Annotated in this window: 17 protein-coding genes; 10 read left to right on the top strand and 7 right to left on the bottom strand. The window is 53.2% G+C overall.

Translation table 11 applies throughout. From position 1 onward, the window contains the following. Positions 1–55 precede the first annotated feature (55 nt). The 3 genes from fkpB to rihC all read left to right on the top strand — a co-directional run bounded on the left by fkpB (position 56) and on the right by rihC (position 2,438). Entirely contained in the window at positions 56–505 is a 450-nt protein-coding gene (gene fkpB, locus BZK40_RS07340) for an FKBP-type peptidyl-prolyl cis-trans isomerase (RefSeq protein WP_003018929.1), read from the top strand. 1 nt (position 506) lies between these two features. After that, positions 507–1,457 carry a 4-hydroxy-3-methylbut-2-enyl diphosphate reductase gene (ispH, locus tag BZK40_RS07335; protein WP_003018925.1) on the top strand — a complete coding sequence of 317 codons (951 nt, stop codon included), beginning with the start codon at positions 507–509 and terminating at the stop codon, positions 1,455–1,457. 66 nt (positions 1,458–1,523) lie between these two features. After that, a complete protein-coding gene (gene rihC / locus BZK40_RS07330) occupies positions 1,524–2,438 on the top strand; it encodes a ribonucleoside hydrolase RihC (protein ID WP_003829716.1) in 915 nt (304 codons plus the stop codon). On the opposite strand, the gene BZK40_RS07325 is transcribed toward rihC, so the two are convergent. Then, positions 2,439–3,347 (bottom strand): LysR family transcriptional regulator, encoded by a 909-nt coding sequence (locus tag BZK40_RS07325; RefSeq protein WP_079934405.1) that lies wholly within the window; start codon positions 3,345–3,347, stop codon positions 2,439–2,441. 92 nt (positions 3,348–3,439) lie between these two features. Between BZK40_RS07325 and BZK40_RS07320 the strand changes: the two genes are divergently transcribed. The 5 genes from BZK40_RS07320 to caiF all read left to right on the top strand — a co-directional run bounded on the left by BZK40_RS07320 (position 3,440) and on the right by caiF (position 10,681). Then, positions 3,440–4,072 carry an alanyl-tRNA editing protein gene (locus tag BZK40_RS07320; protein ID WP_057066987.1) on the top strand — a complete coding sequence of 211 codons (633 nt, stop codon included), beginning with the start codon at positions 3,440–3,442 and terminating at the stop codon, positions 4,070–4,072. A gap of 268 nt (positions 4,073–4,340) precedes the next feature. After that, positions 4,341–5,162 (top strand): 4-hydroxy-tetrahydrodipicolinate reductase, encoded by an 822-nt coding sequence (gene dapB / locus BZK40_RS07315; protein WP_008786159.1) that lies wholly within the window; start codon positions 4,341–4,343, stop codon positions 5,160–5,162. A gap of 455 nt (positions 5,163–5,617) precedes the next feature. After that, the gene (carA, locus tag BZK40_RS07310; protein ID WP_003829709.1) at positions 5,618–6,766 is read left to right on the top strand and encodes a glutamine-hydrolyzing carbamoyl-phosphate synthase small subunit; all 1,149 of its coding nucleotides are present in this window, start codon (positions 5,618–5,620) and stop codon (positions 6,764–6,766) included. Positions 6,767–6,783: 17 nt separating this feature from the next. Further along, a complete protein-coding gene (carB, locus tag BZK40_RS07305; protein WP_003829707.1) occupies positions 6,784–10,008 on the top strand; it encodes a carbamoyl-phosphate synthase large subunit in 3,225 nt (1,074 codons plus the stop codon). A 277-nt stretch (positions 10,009–10,285) separates the two neighbouring features. Continuing rightward, positions 10,286–10,681, top strand: coding sequence for a carnitine metabolism transcriptional regulator CaiF (gene caiF / locus BZK40_RS07300; RefSeq protein ID WP_003829705.1), 396 nt, complete (start codon positions 10,286–10,288; stop codon positions 10,679–10,681). Positions 10,682–10,757: 76 nt separating this feature from the next. Here caiF and caiE read toward each other — a convergent pair whose 3' ends face one another. The 6 genes from caiE to caiT all read right to left on the bottom strand — a co-directional run bounded on the left by caiE (position 10,758) and on the right by caiT (position 17,900). Further along, complete coding sequence (gene caiE / locus BZK40_RS07295; protein WP_079934404.1) at positions 10,758–11,354, bottom strand: carnitine operon protein CaiE; 597 nt, start codon at positions 11,352–11,354, stop codon at positions 10,758–10,760. Positions 11,355–11,409: 55 nt separating this feature from the next. Beyond that, positions 11,410–12,195: a crotonobetainyl-CoA hydratase gene (caiD, locus tag BZK40_RS07290; protein ID WP_079934403.1), complete on the bottom strand. Its 786-nt coding sequence runs from the start codon at positions 12,193–12,195 to the stop codon at positions 11,410–11,412. A 54-nt stretch (positions 12,196–12,249) separates the two neighbouring features. Beyond that, positions 12,250–13,803 (bottom strand): crotonobetaine/carnitine-CoA ligase, encoded by a 1,554-nt coding sequence (gene caiC, locus BZK40_RS07285; protein ID WP_079934402.1) that lies wholly within the window; start codon positions 13,801–13,803, stop codon positions 12,250–12,252. 61 nt (positions 13,804–13,864) lie between these two features. Continuing rightward, the gene (caiB, locus tag BZK40_RS07280) at positions 13,865–15,082 is read right to left on the bottom strand and encodes an L-carnitine CoA-transferase (protein ID WP_079934401.1); all 1,218 of its coding nucleotides are present in this window, start codon (positions 15,080–15,082) and stop codon (positions 13,865–13,867) included. A gap of 123 nt (positions 15,083–15,205) precedes the next feature. Then, complete coding sequence (gene caiA, locus BZK40_RS07275) at positions 15,206–16,348, bottom strand: crotonobetainyl-CoA dehydrogenase (protein WP_003018898.1); 1,143 nt, start codon at positions 16,346–16,348, stop codon at positions 15,206–15,208. A 34-nt stretch (positions 16,349–16,382) separates the two neighbouring features. Then, entirely contained in the window at positions 16,383–17,900 is a 1,518-nt protein-coding gene (gene caiT / locus BZK40_RS07270) for an L-carnitine/gamma-butyrobetaine antiporter (protein WP_079934400.1), read from the bottom strand. A 479-nt stretch (positions 17,901–18,379) separates the two neighbouring features. On the opposite strand from caiT, the gene BZK40_RS07265 reads away from it, so the two are divergent. After that, positions 18,380–19,150, top strand: coding sequence for an electron transfer flavoprotein FixA (locus tag BZK40_RS07265; RefSeq protein ID WP_048214962.1), 771 nt, complete (start codon positions 18,380–18,382; stop codon positions 19,148–19,150). A 15-nt stretch (positions 19,151–19,165) separates the two neighbouring features. After that, positions 19,166–20,107: an electron transfer flavoprotein subunit alpha/FixB family protein gene (locus tag BZK40_RS07260; RefSeq protein WP_079934399.1), complete on the top strand. Its 942-nt coding sequence runs from the start codon at positions 19,166–19,168 to the stop codon at positions 20,105–20,107. Positions 20,108–20,146 lie beyond the last annotated feature (39 nt).

The raw sequence follows: 20,146 nt of genomic DNA, 5'->3' as shown, positions 1-20,146 counted from the left end.
GTAAGCGTATCGCCACCGGGCAAACAGGCGGCAGCAATTTTAAAGAGCAACCTGCATGTCTAAATCAGTACAGAGTAACAGTGCGGTGCTGGTGCACTTCACCCTTAAGCTCGACGATGGCTCAACCGCAGAGTCAACCCGCAATAACGGCAAGCCTGCGCTGTTTCGCCTGGGCGACGGTTCTCTGTCTGAAGGACTGGAACAACACCTGCTGGGGCTAAAAGAAGGTGATAAAACCACTTTTGCTCTGGAACCGGATGCCGCCTTTGGCGTGTCAAGTCCGGACTTAATTCAGTATTTCTCGCGTCGGGAGTTTATGGACGCGGGTGAGCCAGAAATTGGCGCTATCATGCTCTTTACCGCAATGGACGGCAGTGAGATGCCTGGCGTGATCCGCGAAATCAACGGTGATTCGATCACGGTTGATTTCAACCATCCGCTGGCCGGGCATACCGTTCATTTTGATATTGAAGTGCTGGAAGTCGAACCGGCACTGGAGGCGTAAAATGCAGATCCTGTTGGCCAACCCGCGCGGTTTTTGCGCTGGCGTAGACCGCGCTATCAGCATTGTGGAAAACGCGCTGGCTATTTATGGCGCGCCGATTTATGTCCGTCACGAGGTGGTGCATAACCGCTATGTGGTGGATAGCCTGCGCGAGCGCGGCGCTATTTTTATCGAGCAAATCAGCGAAGTGCCGGATGGCGCGATCCTGATTTTCTCCGCTCATGGCGTATCTCAGGCGGTGCGTAACGAAGCCAAAGGCCGTGACCTCACGGTTTTTGATGCGACCTGCCCGCTGGTAACGAAGGTGCATATGGAAGTTGCCCGTGCCAGTCGTCGTGGCGAAGAATCCATTCTGATTGGTCACGCCGGGCACCCGGAAGTCGAAGGCACGATGGGCCAGTACAGCAACCCGCAAGGGGGAATGTATCTGGTTGAATCACCGGATGATGTGCTGAAACTGAATGTGAAAAATGAAGGAAAATTATCCTTCATGACGCAGACAACGCTTTCCGTTGACGACACTTCTGACGTTATTGATGCGCTGCGTCAACGCTTCCCGAAAATTGTCGGGCCGCGCAAAGACGATATCTGTTATGCCACCACCAACCGTCAGGAAGCGGTTCGCGCGCTGGCGGAACAGGCTGATGTTGTGCTGGTGGTCGGCTCTAAGAACTCCTCTAACTCCAACCGTCTGGCTGAACTGGCCCAGCGAATGGGGAAAGCGGCGTATTTGATTGACGATGCGACCGACATTCAGGAAGCGTGGGTGAAAGAAGCGAAGTGTGTGGGCGTGACGGCCGGAGCCTCGGCGCCGGATATCCTGGTGCAAAACGTGATTGCTCGCCTGCAAGAGCTTGGTGGTGGGGAAGCGATCCCACTGGAAGGCCGCGAAGAGAACATCGTTTTCGAAGTGCCGAAAGAGCTGCGTGTGGATGTTCGTGAAGTAGAGTAAGTCTTTCCGGTTACGATTATGAGAAGATGCCAGACTTAACGTCTGGCATTTTTTTATGGAGAAACCATGCGCTTACCGATCATTCTTGATACCGATCCCGGCATTGATGATGCCGCCGCCATTGCCGCCGCGCTGTTTGCCCCTGAGCTGGATCTGCAACTGATGACCACGGTAGCAGGCAATGTGTCGGTGGAAAAAACCACCCGTAATGCGTTGCAACTGCTGCACTTCTGGAATGCGGATGTTCCGCTAGCGCAGGGAGCATCAATGCCGCTGGTGCGGCCGCTGCGTGATGCCGCTTCCGTGCACGGCGAGTCCGGTATGGAAGGGTATGAATTTGTCGAACACGACCGCCAGGCGATGGCAAAACCCGCCTTCCAGGCGATTCGCGATGCGCTGATGCATGCCCCGCAGCCCGTGACGCTGGTGGCGATTGGCCCGCTGACCAACATTGCGCTGCTGCTGACCCATTATCCTGAATGCGTATTCAACATTCAGCGTCTGGTGATTATGGGCGGCTCTGCCGGGCGCGGGAACTTCACACCCAACGCCGAGTTTAATATTGCTATCGATCCCGAGGCCGCAGCGAAAGTCTTCCAGAGTGGGCTGGAGATTGTGATGTGTGGGCTGGATGTGACCAATCAGGCCATGCTCGCCCCGGACTATCTGGCGACGCTCCCCCAACTTAACCAGACGGGGAAAATGCTGCATGCGCTGTTTAGCCATTACCGTAGCGGCAGTATGAATACGGGGCTGCGAATGCACGACCTGTGCGCTATTGCCTGGCTGGTGCGCCCGGAACTGTTTACCCTGCAGCCGTGCTTCGTGGCGGTTGAAACCCAGGGCGAATATACCTCGGGTACGACGGTAGTGGACATTGAAGGACGCTTGGGGCATCCGGCAAATGCGCAGGTTGCGCTGGGTCTGAACGTTGAGGGGTTCCAGCAGTGGGTGGCAGAGGTATTTGCCCGCGCGCTGTAATCAGGTGTTGTGCAACGGCACCTTCTCGCTGAGATAATCAATCATCGCCCGCATTCTGGCGGGCATATGTTGATTGCGCGTCCATAGCAGCCACAGTTCCCCGCTGTAGTCGCTGATAAATTCCCATTCTGGCAGTACCTGGACAATCTCGCCATTGGCGAGTGCCTCGCTGGCGGTGAACAGTGGCAGGCTGCCGATTCCCAGATCCTTTTTTACCGCGTCCAGACGTACACCGGTGTGGTTGGCGGCGTAGCGGCCATGAGTCTGAATGGTCTCCATGCGCTCACCGCGTCGAAACTTCCAGCGTGAATCCGCAGGTGTCTCGCCAAGACTGATACAGCTATGCTCTCGCAGTGCCTGCGGGTGCTCGGGCGTACCGTGCTTGCGTAAGTATTCGGGGGTTGCGCATATCACATGGCTGACCGGCATCAGCGGTTTCCCGTACAGGCCCGGGGAGGGCGACTGACTGATGCGCAGTGCAAGGTCGACGCCGTCGTCGATTAAATCCATATACCGGTCTTCCAGCCGAAGGCAGACGTCCACTTGCGGGTAGCGCGTAAAGAATTCGGCCATCAGTGGATGAATGACAAATCGCCCCACCGCTTTCGGCACGCTGAGGGTCAGTTGCCCTTGCGCGATGGTTTGTCGACTGCTGCCTGAGTCGACGGCCTTTTGCGCCGCATGCAGCATTTCCTGCGCGTGTGCATACACAATTTTGCCCGTTTCGCTGAGCGCCAGCTTGCGCGTCGTACGGTGCAGCAGCTTACTGCCCAACGCCTTCTCGAGGCGTGAAGCGCTGCGGCTAATAGCGGAAGGCGTAGCACCCGAGGCTTTGGCGGCAGCGGAGAAGCTCCCCTGGTCGATAATCAACACAAAGGTGGCAAGGTCGGGAAGAAGGTTAGGATTCATTTGTGCGTACCAGGCAAAGATGCATTGAACCAGCGCAGGATTATCGCCGTCAGTAAAGTGAATATACTCTTCCCATCAAGAGGAGAGCAATCATGACTGAACGTCTTTATTACACCAGCGATAACACTGAAGGCCAGGCTAACTTACTGAGTTGCTCGGCTGAGCTGGATGGACGGTACGCGGTGGTACTGGATAGAACCCTTTTTCACCCGCAGGGAGGCGGGCAGCCTGCGGATGCGGGCTGGATTGATGGTGAGCGGGTTGAAACAGTCCTCGCGCGCGGTGACGATGTGGTGCACATCGTGGCAAAACCGCTCCTCCCCGGCATCGTGAACCTGCGTGTGGATGTCGCGTTGCGTCAACTGCACGCCCGCCTGCACTCGGCAGGACATCTTATCGGCCTGGCGGGTACAGCGTTTGGCTGGCTCCCGGTGAAAGCACATCATTGGCCCAATGAGGGGCGCATTACTTTCGCCGCCGGTGAAAACGGCACGTTACCGGATACGCTATCGTTGCAGGAGAAAATCAACGCCTGGCAGGCAGACAATCTCGCCAGACAAGTGACATTCACCGACGGGTTGCGGCAGGTTGGATTTGGTCATCTCCTCGCTTATCCCTGCGGAGGGACGCATGTTGCCCATCTCTCTGAGATTGGACCGGTGACGATTACTCAGGTGAAGATGAAAAAAGGGCAAATGATCGTCAACTACACGCTCGTGCCATAAAACCACACTCGCGAAAATATCTACGCAGACTGGCTGATTACTGCTCGTATTTCCGTCGTTTTCCCATCATTTTGCGCCATACTGAGTAAGTTTGACTTCTTTCCTGTGCTCCAGCAATGATTCATCCTGCGGGATGAATCATGTCTTTTACTGATATTCCCCTCTGTTTATCATTAAATTCTAATTATGGGTGTTTTCAGCTAGCGGCCTCCGGGCGCGCTGGTTACTCTGAAAACGGTTTACGCAATTTTTATAAAAGAGAATAGCTATGCATGAAGCACAAATCCGTGTCGCCATTGCCGGCGCCGGTGGCCGCATGGGACGGCAGTTAATCCAGGCCGCCATGGCGATGGAAGGTGTTCAATTGGGTGCCGCGTTAGAGCGCGAAGGCTCGTCCTTACTGGGAAGCGATGCCGGAGAATTAGCGGGGGCCGGAAAAACGGGCGTTACCGTGCAAAGCAGCCTTGACGCGGTGAAAGATGATTTCGATGTTTTCATCGATTTTACCCGCCCGGAAGGCACGCTGGCGCATCTGGCGTTTTGCCGCCAGCACGGTAAAGGGATGGTGATTGGCACCACCGGCTTTGACGATGCCGGTAAACAGGCTATTCGTGATGCCGCGCAGGAGATTGCGATCGTTTTCGCCGCGAACTTTAGCGTTGGCGTTAACGTCATGCTTAAGCTGCTGGAGAAGGCGGCGAAAGTGATGGGCGATTACACCGATATTGAGATTATTGAAGCTCACCACCGCCATAAAGTTGATGCGCCGTCAGGCACTGCGCTGGCGATGGGCGAGGCGATTGCCGGGGCGCTGGATAAAGATTTAAAAGAGTGTGCCGTCTATTCGCGTGAAGGTTACACCGGCGAGCGCGTACCGGGCACGATCGGTTTTGCCACGGTACGGGCGGGGGATATCGTCGGTGAGCATACCGCGATGTTTGCTGATATTGGCGAGCGTATTGAGATCACGCATAAAGCGTCCAGCCGCATGACTTTTGCCAATGGCGCAGTGCGTTCGGCAATTTGGCTAAAATCAAAGTCAAATGGTCTTTTTGACATGAAAGATGTGCTTGATTTACGCAGTTTATAGCTTTCATTACCCTTCGTGATGTGGTTATTGTAATCATAATTATTTGATTACATAGGGCAATATTTTATTGCCCTTTTATTTTTAGCTTCTGAGTGTGATTTTTCTTTTAATTGATTATTTTTCCGTGTTTTGTTGGGTTGTTTTGTTATCTCAATGTAAATTTTGACCAAATGGTCCACTTTTTTCTCTCCTGCATTCTGTTTTTACACTCTTTGCCTGCCGCAAGCGTTTTCCACCCTGAGTTAGCTGATCTTTTTGCCTGTTAAATCGTGTGTTTTATCCCAGTGGCGCAAAATAATAATAAAAAAAGCCCTTTTGGGTAGACTTTTGTGTGAGCTATCTCTAGAATGCCGCCGTTTGCCAGAAATCCATAGGTAAGCAAATTTGCATTGATTCATGAGGTGTTAATGAATTAATATGCAAATAAAGTGAGTGAATATTCTCTGGAGGGTGTTTTGATTAAGTCAGCGCTATTGGTTCTGGAAGACGGAACCCAGTTTCACGGTCGGGCCATAGGGGCAACAGGTTCGGCGGTTGGGGAAGTCGTTTTCAATACTTCAATGACCGGTTATCAAGAAATCCTCACTGATCCTTCCTATTCCCGCCAAATCGTCACTCTTACTTATCCTCATATCGGTAATGTCGGCACCAATGAAGCCGATGCAGAATCTTCTCAGGTACATGCGCAAGGCCTGGTCATCCGCGACCTGCCGCTGATTGCCAGCAACTTCCGCGATACTGAAGACCTCTCTTCTTACCTCAAGCGCCATAACATTGTGGCGATTGCTGATATCGATACCCGTAAGCTGACGCGTTTGCTGCGTGAAAAGGGTGCACAGAACGGCTGCATCATCGCGGGCGATAACCCGGATGCGGCGCTGGCACTGGAAAAAGCAAAAGCTTTCCCTGGCCTGAACGGTATGGATCTGGCGAAAGAAGTGACCACCGCGGAGCCTTATAGTTGGACGCAGGGGAGCTGGACGCTAGCCGGTGACCTGCCGGAAGCGAAATCTGCCGATGAAATGCCGTTCCACGTTGTGGCTTACGATTTCGGCGCCAAACGTAACATTCTGCGTATGTTAGCGGACCGCGGCTGCCGCCTGACGGTTGTACCGGCGAAAACCTCAGCAGAAGACGTTCTGAAGATGAATCCGGACGGTATTTTCCTGTCCAACGGCCCTGGCGACCCGGCGCCGTGCGACTACGCAATTACCGCGATTCAGAAATTCCTCGAAACCGATATTCCGGTATTTGGCATCTGCCTCGGCCATCAACTGCTGGCGCTGGCGAGTGGTGCGAAGACCATTAAGATGAAGTTTGGCCACCACGGCGGCAACCATCCGGTAAAAGATATTGATAACAATACCGTGATGATCACCGCACAGAACCACGGTTTTGCTGTAGATGAAGCTTCCATGCCTGCCAACCTGCGCGTGACCCACAAGTCACTGTTCGACGGCACCTTGCAGGGGATTCATCGTACCGATAAACCAGCGTTTAGCTTCCAGGGACACCCTGAAGCGAGTCCGGGTCCGCACGACGCTGCACCGTTGTTCGACCACTTTATCGAGTTAATTGAGCAATACCGTCAGTCCGCGAAATAATCAGGAGTAATAGAGCCATGCCAAAACGTACAGACATAAAAAGTATCCTGATTCTGGGCGCGGGTCCGATTGTTATCGGTCAGGCGTGTGAGTTTGACTATTCCGGCGCGCAGGCGTGTAAAGCCCTGCGTGAAGAGGGTTACCGCGTTATTCTGGTGAACTCCAACCCGGCAACCATCATGACCGACCCGGAAATGGCCGATGCCACTTACATCGAGCCGATTCACTGGGAAGTGGTGCGCAAAATTATTGAGAAAGAACGCCCGGATGCAGTGCTGCCAACCATGGGCGGTCAGACAGCGCTGAACTGTGCGCTGGAACTGGAACGCCAGGGCGTACTGGCTGAGTTCGGCGTGACCATGATTGGCGCAACGGCGGATGCCATTGATAAAGCGGAAGACCGTCGTCGCTTCGATATCGCGATGAAAAAGATTGGTCTCGACACCGCGCGTTCAGGCATCGCTCACACCATGGAAGAAGCGTTGGCGGTTGCCGCTGACGTTGGCTTCCCGTGCATTATCCGCCCTAGCTTCACCATGGGCGGCACCGGCGGCGGTATCGCCTACAACCGCGAAGAGTTCGAAGAAATCTGCGAACGTGGTCTGGATCTTTCCCCAACCAACGAGCTGCTGATTGATGAATCGCTGATTGGCTGGAAAGAGTACGAGATGGAAGTGGTGCGTGATAAAAACGACAACTGCATCATCGTCTGCTCCATCGAAAACTTTGACGCGATGGGTATCCATACCGGTGACTCCATCACCGTAGCACCTGCCCAGACGCTGACCGACAAAGAATATCAAATCATGCGTAACGCCTCGATGGCGGTACTGCGTGAAATCGGCGTGGAAACCGGCGGTTCTAACGTCCAGTTTGCGGTAAACCCGAAAAACGGTCGCCTGATTGTCATCGAGATGAACCCGCGCGTATCCCGTTCTTCTGCGCTGGCATCTAAAGCCACCGGTTTCCCGATTGCGAAAGTCGCCGCCAAGCTGGCGGTGGGCTATACCCTCGACGAACTGATGAACGACATCACCGGCGGCCGTACTCCGGCTTCATTTGAGCCGTCCATCGACTACGTTGTGACCAAAATTCCACGCTTCAACTTCGAGAAATTCGTTGGTGCTAACGACCGCCTGACCACGCAGATGAAATCTGTCGGTGAAGTGATGGCGATTGGCCGTACCCAGCAGGAATCGTTGCAGAAAGCGCTGCGCGGTCTGGAAGTGGGCGCGACCGGCTTCGACCCGAAAGTAAGCCTCGACGATCCGGAAGCGTTGACCAAAATCCGCCGCGAGCTGAAAGACGCGGGCGCTGAGCGTATCTGGTACATCGCCGATGCCTTCCGTGCTGGCCTGTCCGTCGATGGCGTGTTCAATCTGACCAACATCGACCGCTGGTTCCTGGTGCAGATTGAAGAGCTGGTACGTCTGGAAGAAAAAGTCACCGACCTTGGCATCAACGGCCTCGACGCTGACTTCCTGCGCGTACTGAAGCGCAAAGGCTTCGCCGATGCGCGTCTGGCGAAACTGGCCGGCGTTCGCGAAGCGGAAATCCGCAAACTGCGCGACCAGTACAATCTGCACCCGGTCTACAAACGCGTGGATACCTGTGCGGCAGAATTTGCCACCGACACCGCTTACATGTACTCCACCTATGAAGATGAGTGCGAAGCGAACCCGTCCGTTGACCGCGATAAAATCATGGTGCTGGGCGGTGGTCCAAACCGTATCGGTCAGGGTATTGAGTTTGACTACTGCTGCGTACACGCCTCGCTGGCGCTGCGCGAAGACGGTTACGAGACCATCATGGTCAACTGTAACCCGGAAACCGTTTCAACTGATTACGACACCTCTGACCGCCTGTACTTCGAACCGGTCACGCTGGAAGACGTACTGGAAATCGTTCGTATCGAGAAGCCGAAAGGCGTCATCGTACAGTACGGCGGACAGACCCCGCTGAAGCTGGCGCGTGCGCTGGAAGCTGCAGGTGTACCGGTTATCGGTACCAGCCCGGATGCCATCGACCGCGCGGAAGACCGCGAGCGTTTCCAGCAGGCGGTTGACCGTCTGAAGCTGAAACAACCGGCGAATGCTACCGTAACGGCTATCGAACAGGCTGTTGAGAAGGCGAAAGAGATTGGCTACCCGCTGGTAGTGCGTCCGTCGTATGTTCTCGGTGGTCGCGCGATGGAAATCGTCTACGACGAAGCTGACCTGCGTCGCTACTTCCAGACCGCAGTCAGCGTTTCTAACGATGCGCCGGTACTGCTGGACCGTTTCCTTGATGACGCGGTTGAAGTGGACGTGGACGCTATCTGCGACGGTGAAATGGTGCTGATTGGCGGCATCATGGAGCACATCGAACAGGCGGGCGTGCACTCCGGTGACTCCGCATGTTCTCTGCCAGCGTACACCCTGAGTCAGGAAATTCAGGATGTGATGCGCCAACAGGTGCAGAAACTGGCCTTCGAACTGCAGGTTCGCGGTCTGATGAACGTCCAGTTTGCAGTGAAGAATAACGAAGTTTACCTGATTGAAGTGAACCCGCGTGCGGCACGTACCGTTCCGTTCGTCTCCAAGGCAACTGGTGTACCGCTGGCGAAAGTCGCGGCGCGCGTGATGGCCGGGAAAACGCTGGCACAGCAGGGCGTAACCAAAGAAGTAATCCCGCCGTACTACTCGGTAAAAGAAGTGGTGCTGCCGTTCAACAAATTCCCGGGCGTTGACCCGCTGTTAGGGCCAGAAATGCGCTCTACCGGGGAAGTGATGGGCGTGGGCCGTACCTTCGCGGAAGCGTTCGCCAAGGCACAGCTGGGCAGCAGCTCCACCATGAAAAAACAGGGTCGTGCACTGCTCTCCGTTCGCGAAGGCGATAAAGAGCGCGTGGTTGACCTGGCAGCGAAACTGCTGAAGTTTGGCTTCGAGCTGGATGCGACGCACGGGACCGCGATTGTTCTGGGTGAAGCGGGTATCAATCCACGTCTGGTGAACAAGGTGCATGAAGGTCGTCCGCACATTCAGGACCGTATCAAGAATGGCGAGTACACCTATATCATCAACACCACCGAAGGTCGTCAGGCGATTGAAGACTCCAAGCTTATTCGCCGCAGCGCGCTGCAGTACAAAGTGCATTATGACACTACGCTGAACGGCGGTTTCGCCACAGCGATGGCGTTGAATGCCGATGCCACCGAGAAGGTAACCTCGGTGCAGGAAATGCACGCGCAGATCAAAAAGTAATAAACAAAAGGTCCGGTGAATATTGCTCTAACCGGATCTGTAATATAATTTTGAAAGGGTTTCTGTAAAGAAACCCTTTTTTTGTCTTGCGTAAGGTCATTCCTGGACAAGTCCGTTTCCGTAACCACATTTTCAATGTAATAAGCACGATATTGCTCACACTAATCAACATTCAAGTCGCATACTATCCTTTATATCCACAATTTTAATATGGCTTAGTTTTTATTAATTTGGACAGGCCGTAGCCAGATTTTTAATTTGTGAAAATGGTGTGCTTATGTGTGAAAAATATGTTGAAAGACCGCTTTATTTGTTAATTGCTGACTGGATGATGGCCGAGGATCGTTGGATCACCGCAAAGGAAATTTCCCGCCATTTTGATATCGAGCACTGCAAAGCAATTAATACGCTCTCTTATATTCTGTCGGAAGTGGGAGAAATTGTTTGTGAAGTTAAGATGATCCCTAATCAGATTGCCGGTCGGGGTTGTCAGTGCCAGCGTCTGGTGAAAGTCGTGAGTATTGACTCTCATCTCTATAGCCGACTGAATCACAATTTGCAGGAGAAAAAGGTGAGCATGGCGAAAACGCCACGCCTGTCTGCCGTTCCTCCAACAGAGCTCAACCGTGAGCAGAAATGGCAGATGATGCTCTCCAAGAGTATGCGTCGCTAATAATCAGTTTGCCTGATGGCGGCATAAACGGTGATTGACGCGTAGGCCGGATAAGCGTGAGCGCATCCGGCATCAATTACTGTGCTGATTTGGGTTTTACGTCCGTTGTGCCTTTCAGGCGTGGCCGGTTTTCTTCGACCCGCGTTAAGGGCAGTGTTTCGTGTAGACCTGTGTGGCAGCGAGTTGCAAGATCCTGATACTCTTTGGTGTTTAGCCGTTTCCAGTGCAGTTCCTGGTCCGTGACTTCACGCAATACGCGAGCGGGTGAGCCAACCAGCATCTGCCTTGCCTCTCCCTGAAATCCGGCTTTGACAAAGCTCATGGCGGCGACAATGCTCTCTTCGCCAATTACTGCGCCGTCCATAATGACGCTGTTCATACCGATCAGCGCATCTCTGCCCACCACGCAACCGTGCAGGATTGCGCCATGGCCGATGTGTCCGTTCTCATGCACGATGGTGTCGGTGTCGCAGTAGCCGTGCATGATGCAGCCATCCTGCAAATTAGAACCTGCCTCCAGGATCAAGCGACCATAGTCACCGCGCAATGACGCGTGCGGGCCAATATAAACTCCGGCACTCACTATGACATCGCCAATCAGCACGGCGCTGGGATGGACAAAGGCATCCGGATGTACCACCGGAATCAGGCCCTCAAAGGCGTAGTAGCTCATCGTTTTATCTCGGTTTTATTGCCGGATAAGCGAATCGCTATCCGGCATCGGCACATTAACGACCTTTCCACACCGGGTCGCGTTTTTCGGCAAACGCCTGCGGTCCTTCAAGCGCATCTTCCGAATGCAGTACAGATGGATAGTGCTTCAGCACGCCGCTGCGGATGTAGCGGTAGCCTTCTTCCACCGGCATTTCGCTGGTGGTGCGATAGATCTCTTTCAGTGCGGCGATAGCCAGCGGGGCGCTATTGACCAACTGCTGCGCCAGTTCACGCGCGCTATCCATCAGTTCGCCCTGGCTGACAACGCGGTTGACGATACCCCAACGCAGCGCTTCTTCGGCGCTCATTCGTCTGCCGGTCATCACCATTTCGTTGACGATTGCCGGTGGCAGCAGCTTAGGCAGACGCAGTACGCCGCCGCTGTCAGGCACGATCCCGAGCTTGGCTTCCGGCAGTGCGAAGCTGGCGTTTTCCGCGCAGACAATAAAATCCGCTGCCAGCGCCAGCTCAAAACCACCGCCAAACGCATAGCCGTTTACCGCAGCGATGACCGGCTTATCGAGATCGAAAATTTCGGTTAAACCGGCGAAGCCGCCTGGGCCAAAATCGGCATCTGGCGCTTCACCTTCAGCTGCTGCTTTTAAGTCCCAGCCCGCAGAAAAGAATTTCTCACCACCGCCGGTGATAATCGCTACGCGTAATTCCGGGTCGTCACGAAAATTAAGAAACGCTTCACCCATGGAAAAGCTGGTTTTGGCGTCAATGGCATTGGCTTTAGGCCGGTCGAGGGTAATTTCCAGGATCGGGCCGTTACGGGTCAGATGTAATGAATCACTCATAGTTCATCTCCAGATAAATAGATTTCCCGGCAGGAGGAGTTCCTGTCGGAAGGGTTATTTCAGATTTTTTTTGATTATTTTTCCTGAACAATTGCGCGGCAGGTCGGTTCTTATCTCCATAAAAGAGGGAACCTTGAATTTCGCCATATTGTTTTCGCAGAAGCTGAAGAACTCGGCTTCGCTTAATGTTTCACCTTCATTAAGGACGATAAACGCTTTAATGGCTTCATCACGGATTGAATCTTTAATACCGACAACCACAATGTCCTGAATTTTGGGATGCGCAGAAATAATATTTTCCAGCTCGACGCAGGAGACATTTTCCCCGCCGCGTTTAATCATGTTGCAGCGCCTGTCGACGAAATAATAATAGCCATCCTCATCCTGATAGCCCGAATCACCGGTATGCAACCAACCCTCAGGTTCCAGCGCTTTGGCGGTAGCCTCCGGTTGCGCGTAGTACTCTTTGAAGATTGTTTTGCCCGGCACGCCTTTAATACAGATTTCGCCAATTTCTCCGGCGGGCAGGGGACGGTTGTGATCGTCACGGATTTCGGCTTCATAGCTAAATCCCACGCGGCCAATGGAGGGCCAGCGTCGTTTGTCACCGGGACGGTCGCCGATAATACCGACGATGGTTTCAGTCATACCGTAGGAGGTCAGCAGCCTGACGCCAAAGCGTTCGGTAAAATCGTCTTTTTCCTGCTCGGATAAATTGAGGTAGAACATCACTTCGCGCAGGTGATGCTGTCTGTCGGTTGGTGTAGCGGGCTGCACCATTAGCGTTCTGATCATCATCGGAATGCATTCGGTAACCGTCGCCTTATATCTATGTACCTGATTCCAGAACGCCCTGGCACTGTACTTCTCTAGCAGCACAAAGGTGCTGCCAGCGGAGAATGCGGGCATTGCGGCGGTACACTGACAATCGATATGAAACGCGGGCATCACCGTCATGTAGACGTCATCATCGCGCAGGGCGATTTGCCAGGCAGAGTAGTAGCCTGCAAACCGCAGGTTGTAGTGGGTAATTACCACCCCTTTAGGCCGCGAGGTGGTGCCTGAGGTAAACAGAATTTCCGCCGTATCGTCAGTGGATAACGCGGGCGTATAGCACAGCGTGGCGGACTGGCGGGATTGCAGTTGGGTAAAGTGACTCACGCCGTCGTCAGCCGGAAGCTGTTCGCCAATCAGACAGATATGATTAAGCGGGGTACTATTTTCCAGCCGTATCTGGCGGTACATAGGATAAAACTGGGCGCTGGTGACCAGCAGACTTACCTGGCTGTTTTGCAGGATCCAGGCACTTTCTTCACCCAGCAAGCGGGCATTAATCGGTACCATGATGGCGCCAATTTTTGCCAGCCCAAACCAGCAAAAAATGAATTCCGGACAGTTATCCAGATGCAATGCGACCTTATCGCCCTTGCGGATCCCTAAGGAATAGAACAGGTTTGCCGTGCGGTTAATCTCTTCATTGAGCGAGGCATAGCTAAACTGCCGAACGATTCCTTCGCAGGATTCGAAAATTAACGCCGTTTTATCTCCGTACACCCCGGCCAGGTCGTCCCACATCTGACGTAAGTTTTGTCCGCCAACGATATCCATATTGCTTTATCCACTGAAATCAGGCGTGAGCGCTAACCATCGAGGGGTCAGCGCGTCGCGTTTATTCCTCAACTCTGGCCAGGCCTTTGCCGACCAGCTCATTTATGTCTGCTTCGCTATAACCAATATTTTTCAGAATGGCGGCAGTATCCATGCCATGTGACGGCATGCCACGCCAGATTTTCCCCGGGTTGTTTTTAAATTTCGGCATGATGTTTGGCCCTTTGCAGGTGCGGCCATCCATTGTTTGCCACTGCGTAATAGATTCGCGGGCAACGTACTGCGGGTTGCCTTCCAGTTCAGGAATAGTCAGCACCTTCGCGCAGGCGATGTTCATCTCAGCAAAGCGCGCCTGGACTTCGGCGATGGTGTGCGTTGCCAGCCAGGCGTCCAGTTTCTCTTCCACAAGCGGGCCGTAAGGGCATTCCACACGATGGATAAGCTGGGTGCCTTCCGGGACTTCCGGTGTGCCAAGAATGTGGGCGAGGCCAATATCCTTGAAGCATTCGTTGATTTGCGTGATGCCGACCAGCTCCATGACGATATAACCATCGGCGCATTTATACAGGCCGCAGCCAGCGTAATACGGGTCTTTGCCTTTGGTCATGCGTGGGCAAATTTCGCCGCCGTTGAAGTAATCCATCATGAAATACTGACCCATGCGCAGCATCACTTCGTACATAGCGATATCGATGCTTTCACCTTTACCCGTTTCGCGCACTTTGTGCAGGGCCGCCAGCGCTGCTGTCGTTGCGGTCATCCCGGAGAAGTAATCGGCGGTGTACGGGAAGGCGGGCATTGGCTGATCCACGTCGCCGTTTTGGATCAGATAGCCGCTGAACGCCTGTGCGATGGTGTTATACGCCGGAAGATTGGTGTACTCCTCGGTACCAAACTGGCCGAAGCCGGAAAGGTGGGCGATAACCAGTTTCGGGTTATGTTCCCACAGCACTTCATCGGTAATACCTCGGCGGGCAAAGGCCGGACCTTTACTGGCTTCAATGAAAATATCGGTGGTTTCCATCAGCTTCAGAAACGCTTCCCGGCCTTCATCTTTGAAAATATTCAGCGACAGGGCGTGCAGGTTACGGCGTGAGAGCTGCGGATAGTTAGGCTGTACGCGGATGGTATCGGCCCATGCGACGTTTTCAATCCAGATAACCTCAGCGCCCCATTCGGCGAACATCTGTCCGGCGAACGGACCGGCAATTTCGATCCCTGAAAAGACAACGCGTACCCCGGAAAGCGGGCCGAAGGCTGGCATTGGTAAATGATTCATCATTTTTCTCCTGGCATTTATGGGTGTCCATGTAGGCCGGATAAGGCGCTCGCGCCGCCATCCGGCATTGATTGCCTGATGGCGACGCTAAGGCGTCTTATCAGGCCTACAGGTTGCGTCGTTCTATCGGTATTGCTTGAGTACCGCACGACCTAACGTCAGGATCTGCATTTCGTCAGAACCACCAGAAACACGGTCAACGCGCAGGTCACGCCAGAAACGCGTGATGCGGTGGTTGCCCGCTATACCAACACCTCCCAGTACCTGCATGGCGGTGTCTACCACTTCAAACGCGGCGTTGGCGCAGAAGTATTTACACATTGCCGCGTCACCAGAAGTAATGGTGCCGTTATCCGCTTTCCATGCGGCTTCCAACAGCATGTTTTTCATGGAGTTCAGTTTGATCGCCATGTGTGCGAACTTCTCCTGGATCAGCTGGAAACGGCCGATCGTTTCGCCAAACTGTACGCGTTGGTTGGCGTAGCGCGCGGCGTCTTCAAAAGCGCACATTGCCGTACCGTAGTTGGTCAGCGCGACGAGGAAGCGTTCATGGTCAAACTCTTCTTTCACACGGTTGAAGCCATTACCTTCCCGACCGAACATGTCTTTCTCGTCCAGTTCAACGTCATCAAAGGTGATTTCACAGCAGCTATCCATGCGCAGACCGAGTTTCTCCAGTTTGTTGACCTTGATACCCGCTTTGCTCATGTCAACAAACCACTCGGTATAAACAGGTTTATCCGGTGATGCACCATCTCTCGCCATCACTACGATGTACGGGGTATAGGCGCTACTGGTGATAAAGCACTTACTGCCATTAAGATAAACCTTACCATTTTTGCGTGTATAAGTGGTTTTCAGACTGCCAACATCCGATCCCGCTCCCGGTTCGGTGATAGCAGAGTTCCACATCTGCTTACCGGTGCCCTGGAACGCCATGATTTTATCAATTTGCTCTTGGGTACCTTCACGCAGAAAAGTGTTAAAACCGCCTGGTAATTGGTACAACACGTAAGTCGGTGCGCCAAGACGTCCGAGTTCCATCCAGACGGCGGCAACGGTGACAAAACCGGCTTCCAGCCCGCCGTGTTCTTCCGGGATCAACAGGCTATCGATGCCCATATCCGCCAGCGCTTTTACAAAACGCTCAGGGTAGACGCTGTCGCGATCGCACTCGGCAAAATAAGCTTCCCAGTTCTCACTGGCCATCAGTTCACGAATACCGGCGACAAACAGTTCCTGCTCGTCATTTAAGTTGAAATCCATCTTTCAGCCTCTTGATCAATTGGGTTAATAAGAATTACTTGTCTTTCCAGTGCACTTTGGCGTCTTTAATAAAGGACAGCGTCACCATGATGTTGACGAAGAACAGCGGACATCCCCCGGCGATAATTGCGGTCTGAATGGGCTTCAGCCCACCCAGCGCCAGCAGAACGATGCCGATGACGCCGACCAGAACGGACCAACCGATACGCACCAACAGCGGCGGTTCTTCACCATCACGAACTTCGCGACAGGTGGACATCGCCAGGGTATAGGAGCAGGCGTTAATCAGCGTGACGGTGGCAATAAAGCAGAGGATAAAGAATCCCCACATGGTGGCGGTGCTGAGCGGTAAAGCAGCCCAGGTTTCGATAATGGCGCGCGCCACGCCGTGTTGTTCAATCAGCTGCGGGATGTTGAGAATGTTTTTATCCATCAGCAGCAGCGTGTTGCTGCCAAGGACGGTCCACAGGATCCAGGTGGAAGCGGTCAGGCCCAGTACCATCCCGAAACACAGTTCACGTACGGTACGACCGCGAGAAATACGTGCCAGGAAGATACTCATCTGGATAGCGTAAATAACCCACCACGCCCAGTAGAAAACAGTCCAGCCCTGCGGGAAGCCGCCTTTGCCGATGGCATCGGTATAGAACAGCATGCGCGGCAGATGCATCAGCAGCATGCCGACCGAGTCGGTGAAGTAGTTCATGATGAAGCTGGCGCCGCTGACGATAAACACCCAGCCGAGCATCAGGAAGCTCAGATAACTACGTACGTCGCTGGCGATCTTGACCCCTTTTTGCAGGCCGCAGGCCACGCAAATGGCGTTCAATATGATCCAGCAGGTAATGATGATGGCGTCGAGTTGCAGCGTATGCGGAATACCGAACAGCCATTGCATACACTCGGTTACCAGCGGGGTAGCGAGACCGAGGCTGGTGCCCATCGCGAAGATCAGCGCCACCAGATAGAAGTTATCGACGATGGTGCCGAACAAGCCCTTAGCATGCTTCTCGCCAACTAACGGTACCAGCGTGGAACTAGGGCGGATAACGTCCATTTTGCGTACAAAGAAGAAGTAGGCGAACGCGACTGAAAGGAAGCTGTAGGTCGCCCACGGCAGCGGTCCCCAGTGGAACAAGCTGTACGCCAGAGCTATCTCTTTTGCGCCAACGGAGTTGGGGGCGAGAGCAAACGGCGGGGTAGAGATATAGTAGTAGATCTCGATGGAACCCCAGAACAGCACCGCGGCGGATGTACAGGAAGCGAACATCATAAAAATCCAGCTGGCGGTACTAAACTCAGGTTTTTCGTTGCCTAATTTCTTTTTCGAATACGGGCCAAAGACCAACCAGAACCAGCCGAAGAGCATGACGACCATATACCATTCGAATGCCCAACCCCAGACGTTGGTGACATAACTGAATACCGCATTAATAACGACGTTAGCGGCATCAAGATCTCTTACTGTTAACCAACAAAGTATCCCAACAATTATTAATGGCGGAAAAAAAACCTTCGGTTCAATTCCCGACTTTCTCTTTTCATTTTTCATAAGTGAATTCCAGTGTGAAAACGAAATTTATTTAGCGTGCCCGTATGTGATCGTTTGTTTATTTGTTATTAATGATTTGTTGATAACTTTTTAACCTCTGGGCGCCTCAATGAGTAACTCATAATGGGTATTCATTTCCGGCTATTCTGTTATCTGCGTCACACTTTCTTATGCTGGTTATTTTGTCTGAAAATACAAATAATTCTCTTATTAATCATGGTGTTGATGTTGCTTTTTTAACTTTTTTAAGTGGCTGACGTTCAATATTGTTGAACCAGCAAACAATATTGAAAATTTTCGTATTTGACATGTTTCTTTCAATATTGGTGAGGTGCATAACACTATTGAAAGTTACGAATATCAATGTGTGACATTTTCAATATTGGTGATTAATGTTTTATTTCCGAATTAAAGAGCGTGATATCTGTATTTAACACCGCCGATATAAATACGTTTCCTTCATGATTTCTGGAGATGCAATGAAGATAATTACTTGCTACAAATGCGTACCTGATGAGCAGGATATTGCGATTAATAATGCTGATGGAACACTCGATTTCAGCAAAGCAGATGGCAAAATCAGCCAATATGATCTGAATGCGATCGAAGCGGCTTGCCAGTTAAAACAGCAGGTGGGAGAGGCTCAGGTTGTGGCCATGAGCGTCGGCGGCAAAGCGCTGACCAATGCAAAAGGGCGCAAAGATGTGCTCTCCCGTGGCCCTGATGAACTGATTGTTGTCATTGACGATCAATTTGAACAGACGCTGCCGCAACAAACCGCCACTGCGCTGGCTGCCGCCGCACAAAAATCAGGTTTTGATCTGCTTATTTGCGGCGACGGTTCTTCCGATCTTTATGCTCAGCAGGTTGGTCTGCTGGTGGGCGAAATGCTGAACGTGCCGGCGATTAACGGCGTGAGTAAAATCCTCTCTCTTACCGACAGCACGCTGACGGTAGAGCGTGAACTGGAAGATGAAGTTGAAACCCTGAGTATCCCGCTTCCGGCGGTGATCGCGGTCTCTACCGACATCAACACCCCTCAAATCCCTTCCATGAAAGCCATTCTTGGTGCAGCGAAAAAACCGGTCCAGGTCTGGTCGTCTGCGGACATTGGGCTGAACGGCGCGCAAGCGTATTCCGAACAACAGGTTGCCGCACCGAAGCAGCGCGAGCGTCAGCGCGTTGTGATTGAAGGTGACGGTGAAGAACAGATTGCCGCGTTTGTCGAGAATCTTCGCAAAATCATTTAATTATCAGGGGATGTTATGAACAAATTTTCCAGTGTCTGGGTATTCAGCGATACCCGTTCTCGTCTGCCGGAATTGATGAATGGTGCGCAGGCTTTAGGTGAAAACGTTAACACGTTTGTGCTCAGCGATGAGGACAGCGCGGCGGCATGCCATTTAGGCGCAGATCATGTCTGGCTGCTCAGCGGCAAACCAGAAGACCGTATGGTTGAAGACTACGCCGATGCGATGGCCGAAACCATTCGTCAGCACAGCGAGGGCGGCGCGGTGCTGCTGCCGAATACGCGTCGGGGCAAGCTGTTAGCGGCAAAGCTGGGCTTTCGCTTGTCGGCTGCGGTCTCAAACGACGCCAGCGCAGTCGCGGTGCAGGACGGAAAAGCGGCGGTCAAACATATGGTCTACGGCGGCCTGGCGATGGGAGCAGAAACAATCGCTTCACCGTTTGCCGTGATCACTCTCAGCAGCGGAACGTTTGACGCGCAGCAACCGGATACTGCCCGCAGCGGCGAGGTGCACACCGTCCAGTGGCAGGCTCCGACTATCGCCGTGACCCGTACGGCAACGCAGGCGCGTCAGAGCAACAGTGTCGATCTCGACAAAGCCCGTCTGGTGGTCAGCGTGGGACGCGGTATTGGTAGCAAAGAAAATATCTCGCTGGCCGAAGCGCTGTGCCAGGCGATTGGCGCTGAGCTGGCCTGTTCACGTCCGGTGGCGGAAAACGAGAAGTGGATGGAGCACGAACGCTACGTCGGCATTTCCAACCTGATGCTCAAACCAGAACTGTACCTGGCCGTGGGGATCTCCGGGCAGATCCAACATATGGTCGGCGCCAACGGCGCGCAGACGATTTTCGCCATCAACAAAGATAAAAATGCGCCGATCTTCCAGTACGCAGATTTTGGCATCGTTGGCGATGCGCTGAAGATCCTGCCTGCGCTGACGGCTGCTCTGGCGCGTTAAACCATTCGGGCAGGGTGCGAAAGTATCCTGCCACTGACA

It is taken from the genome of Citrobacter portucalensis (genome assembly GCF_002042885.1).
Taxonomy (GTDB): domain Bacteria; phylum Pseudomonadota; class Gammaproteobacteria; order Enterobacterales; family Enterobacteriaceae; genus Citrobacter; species Citrobacter portucalensis.
This window is presented reverse-complemented; position numbering and strand designations above follow the sequence as displayed.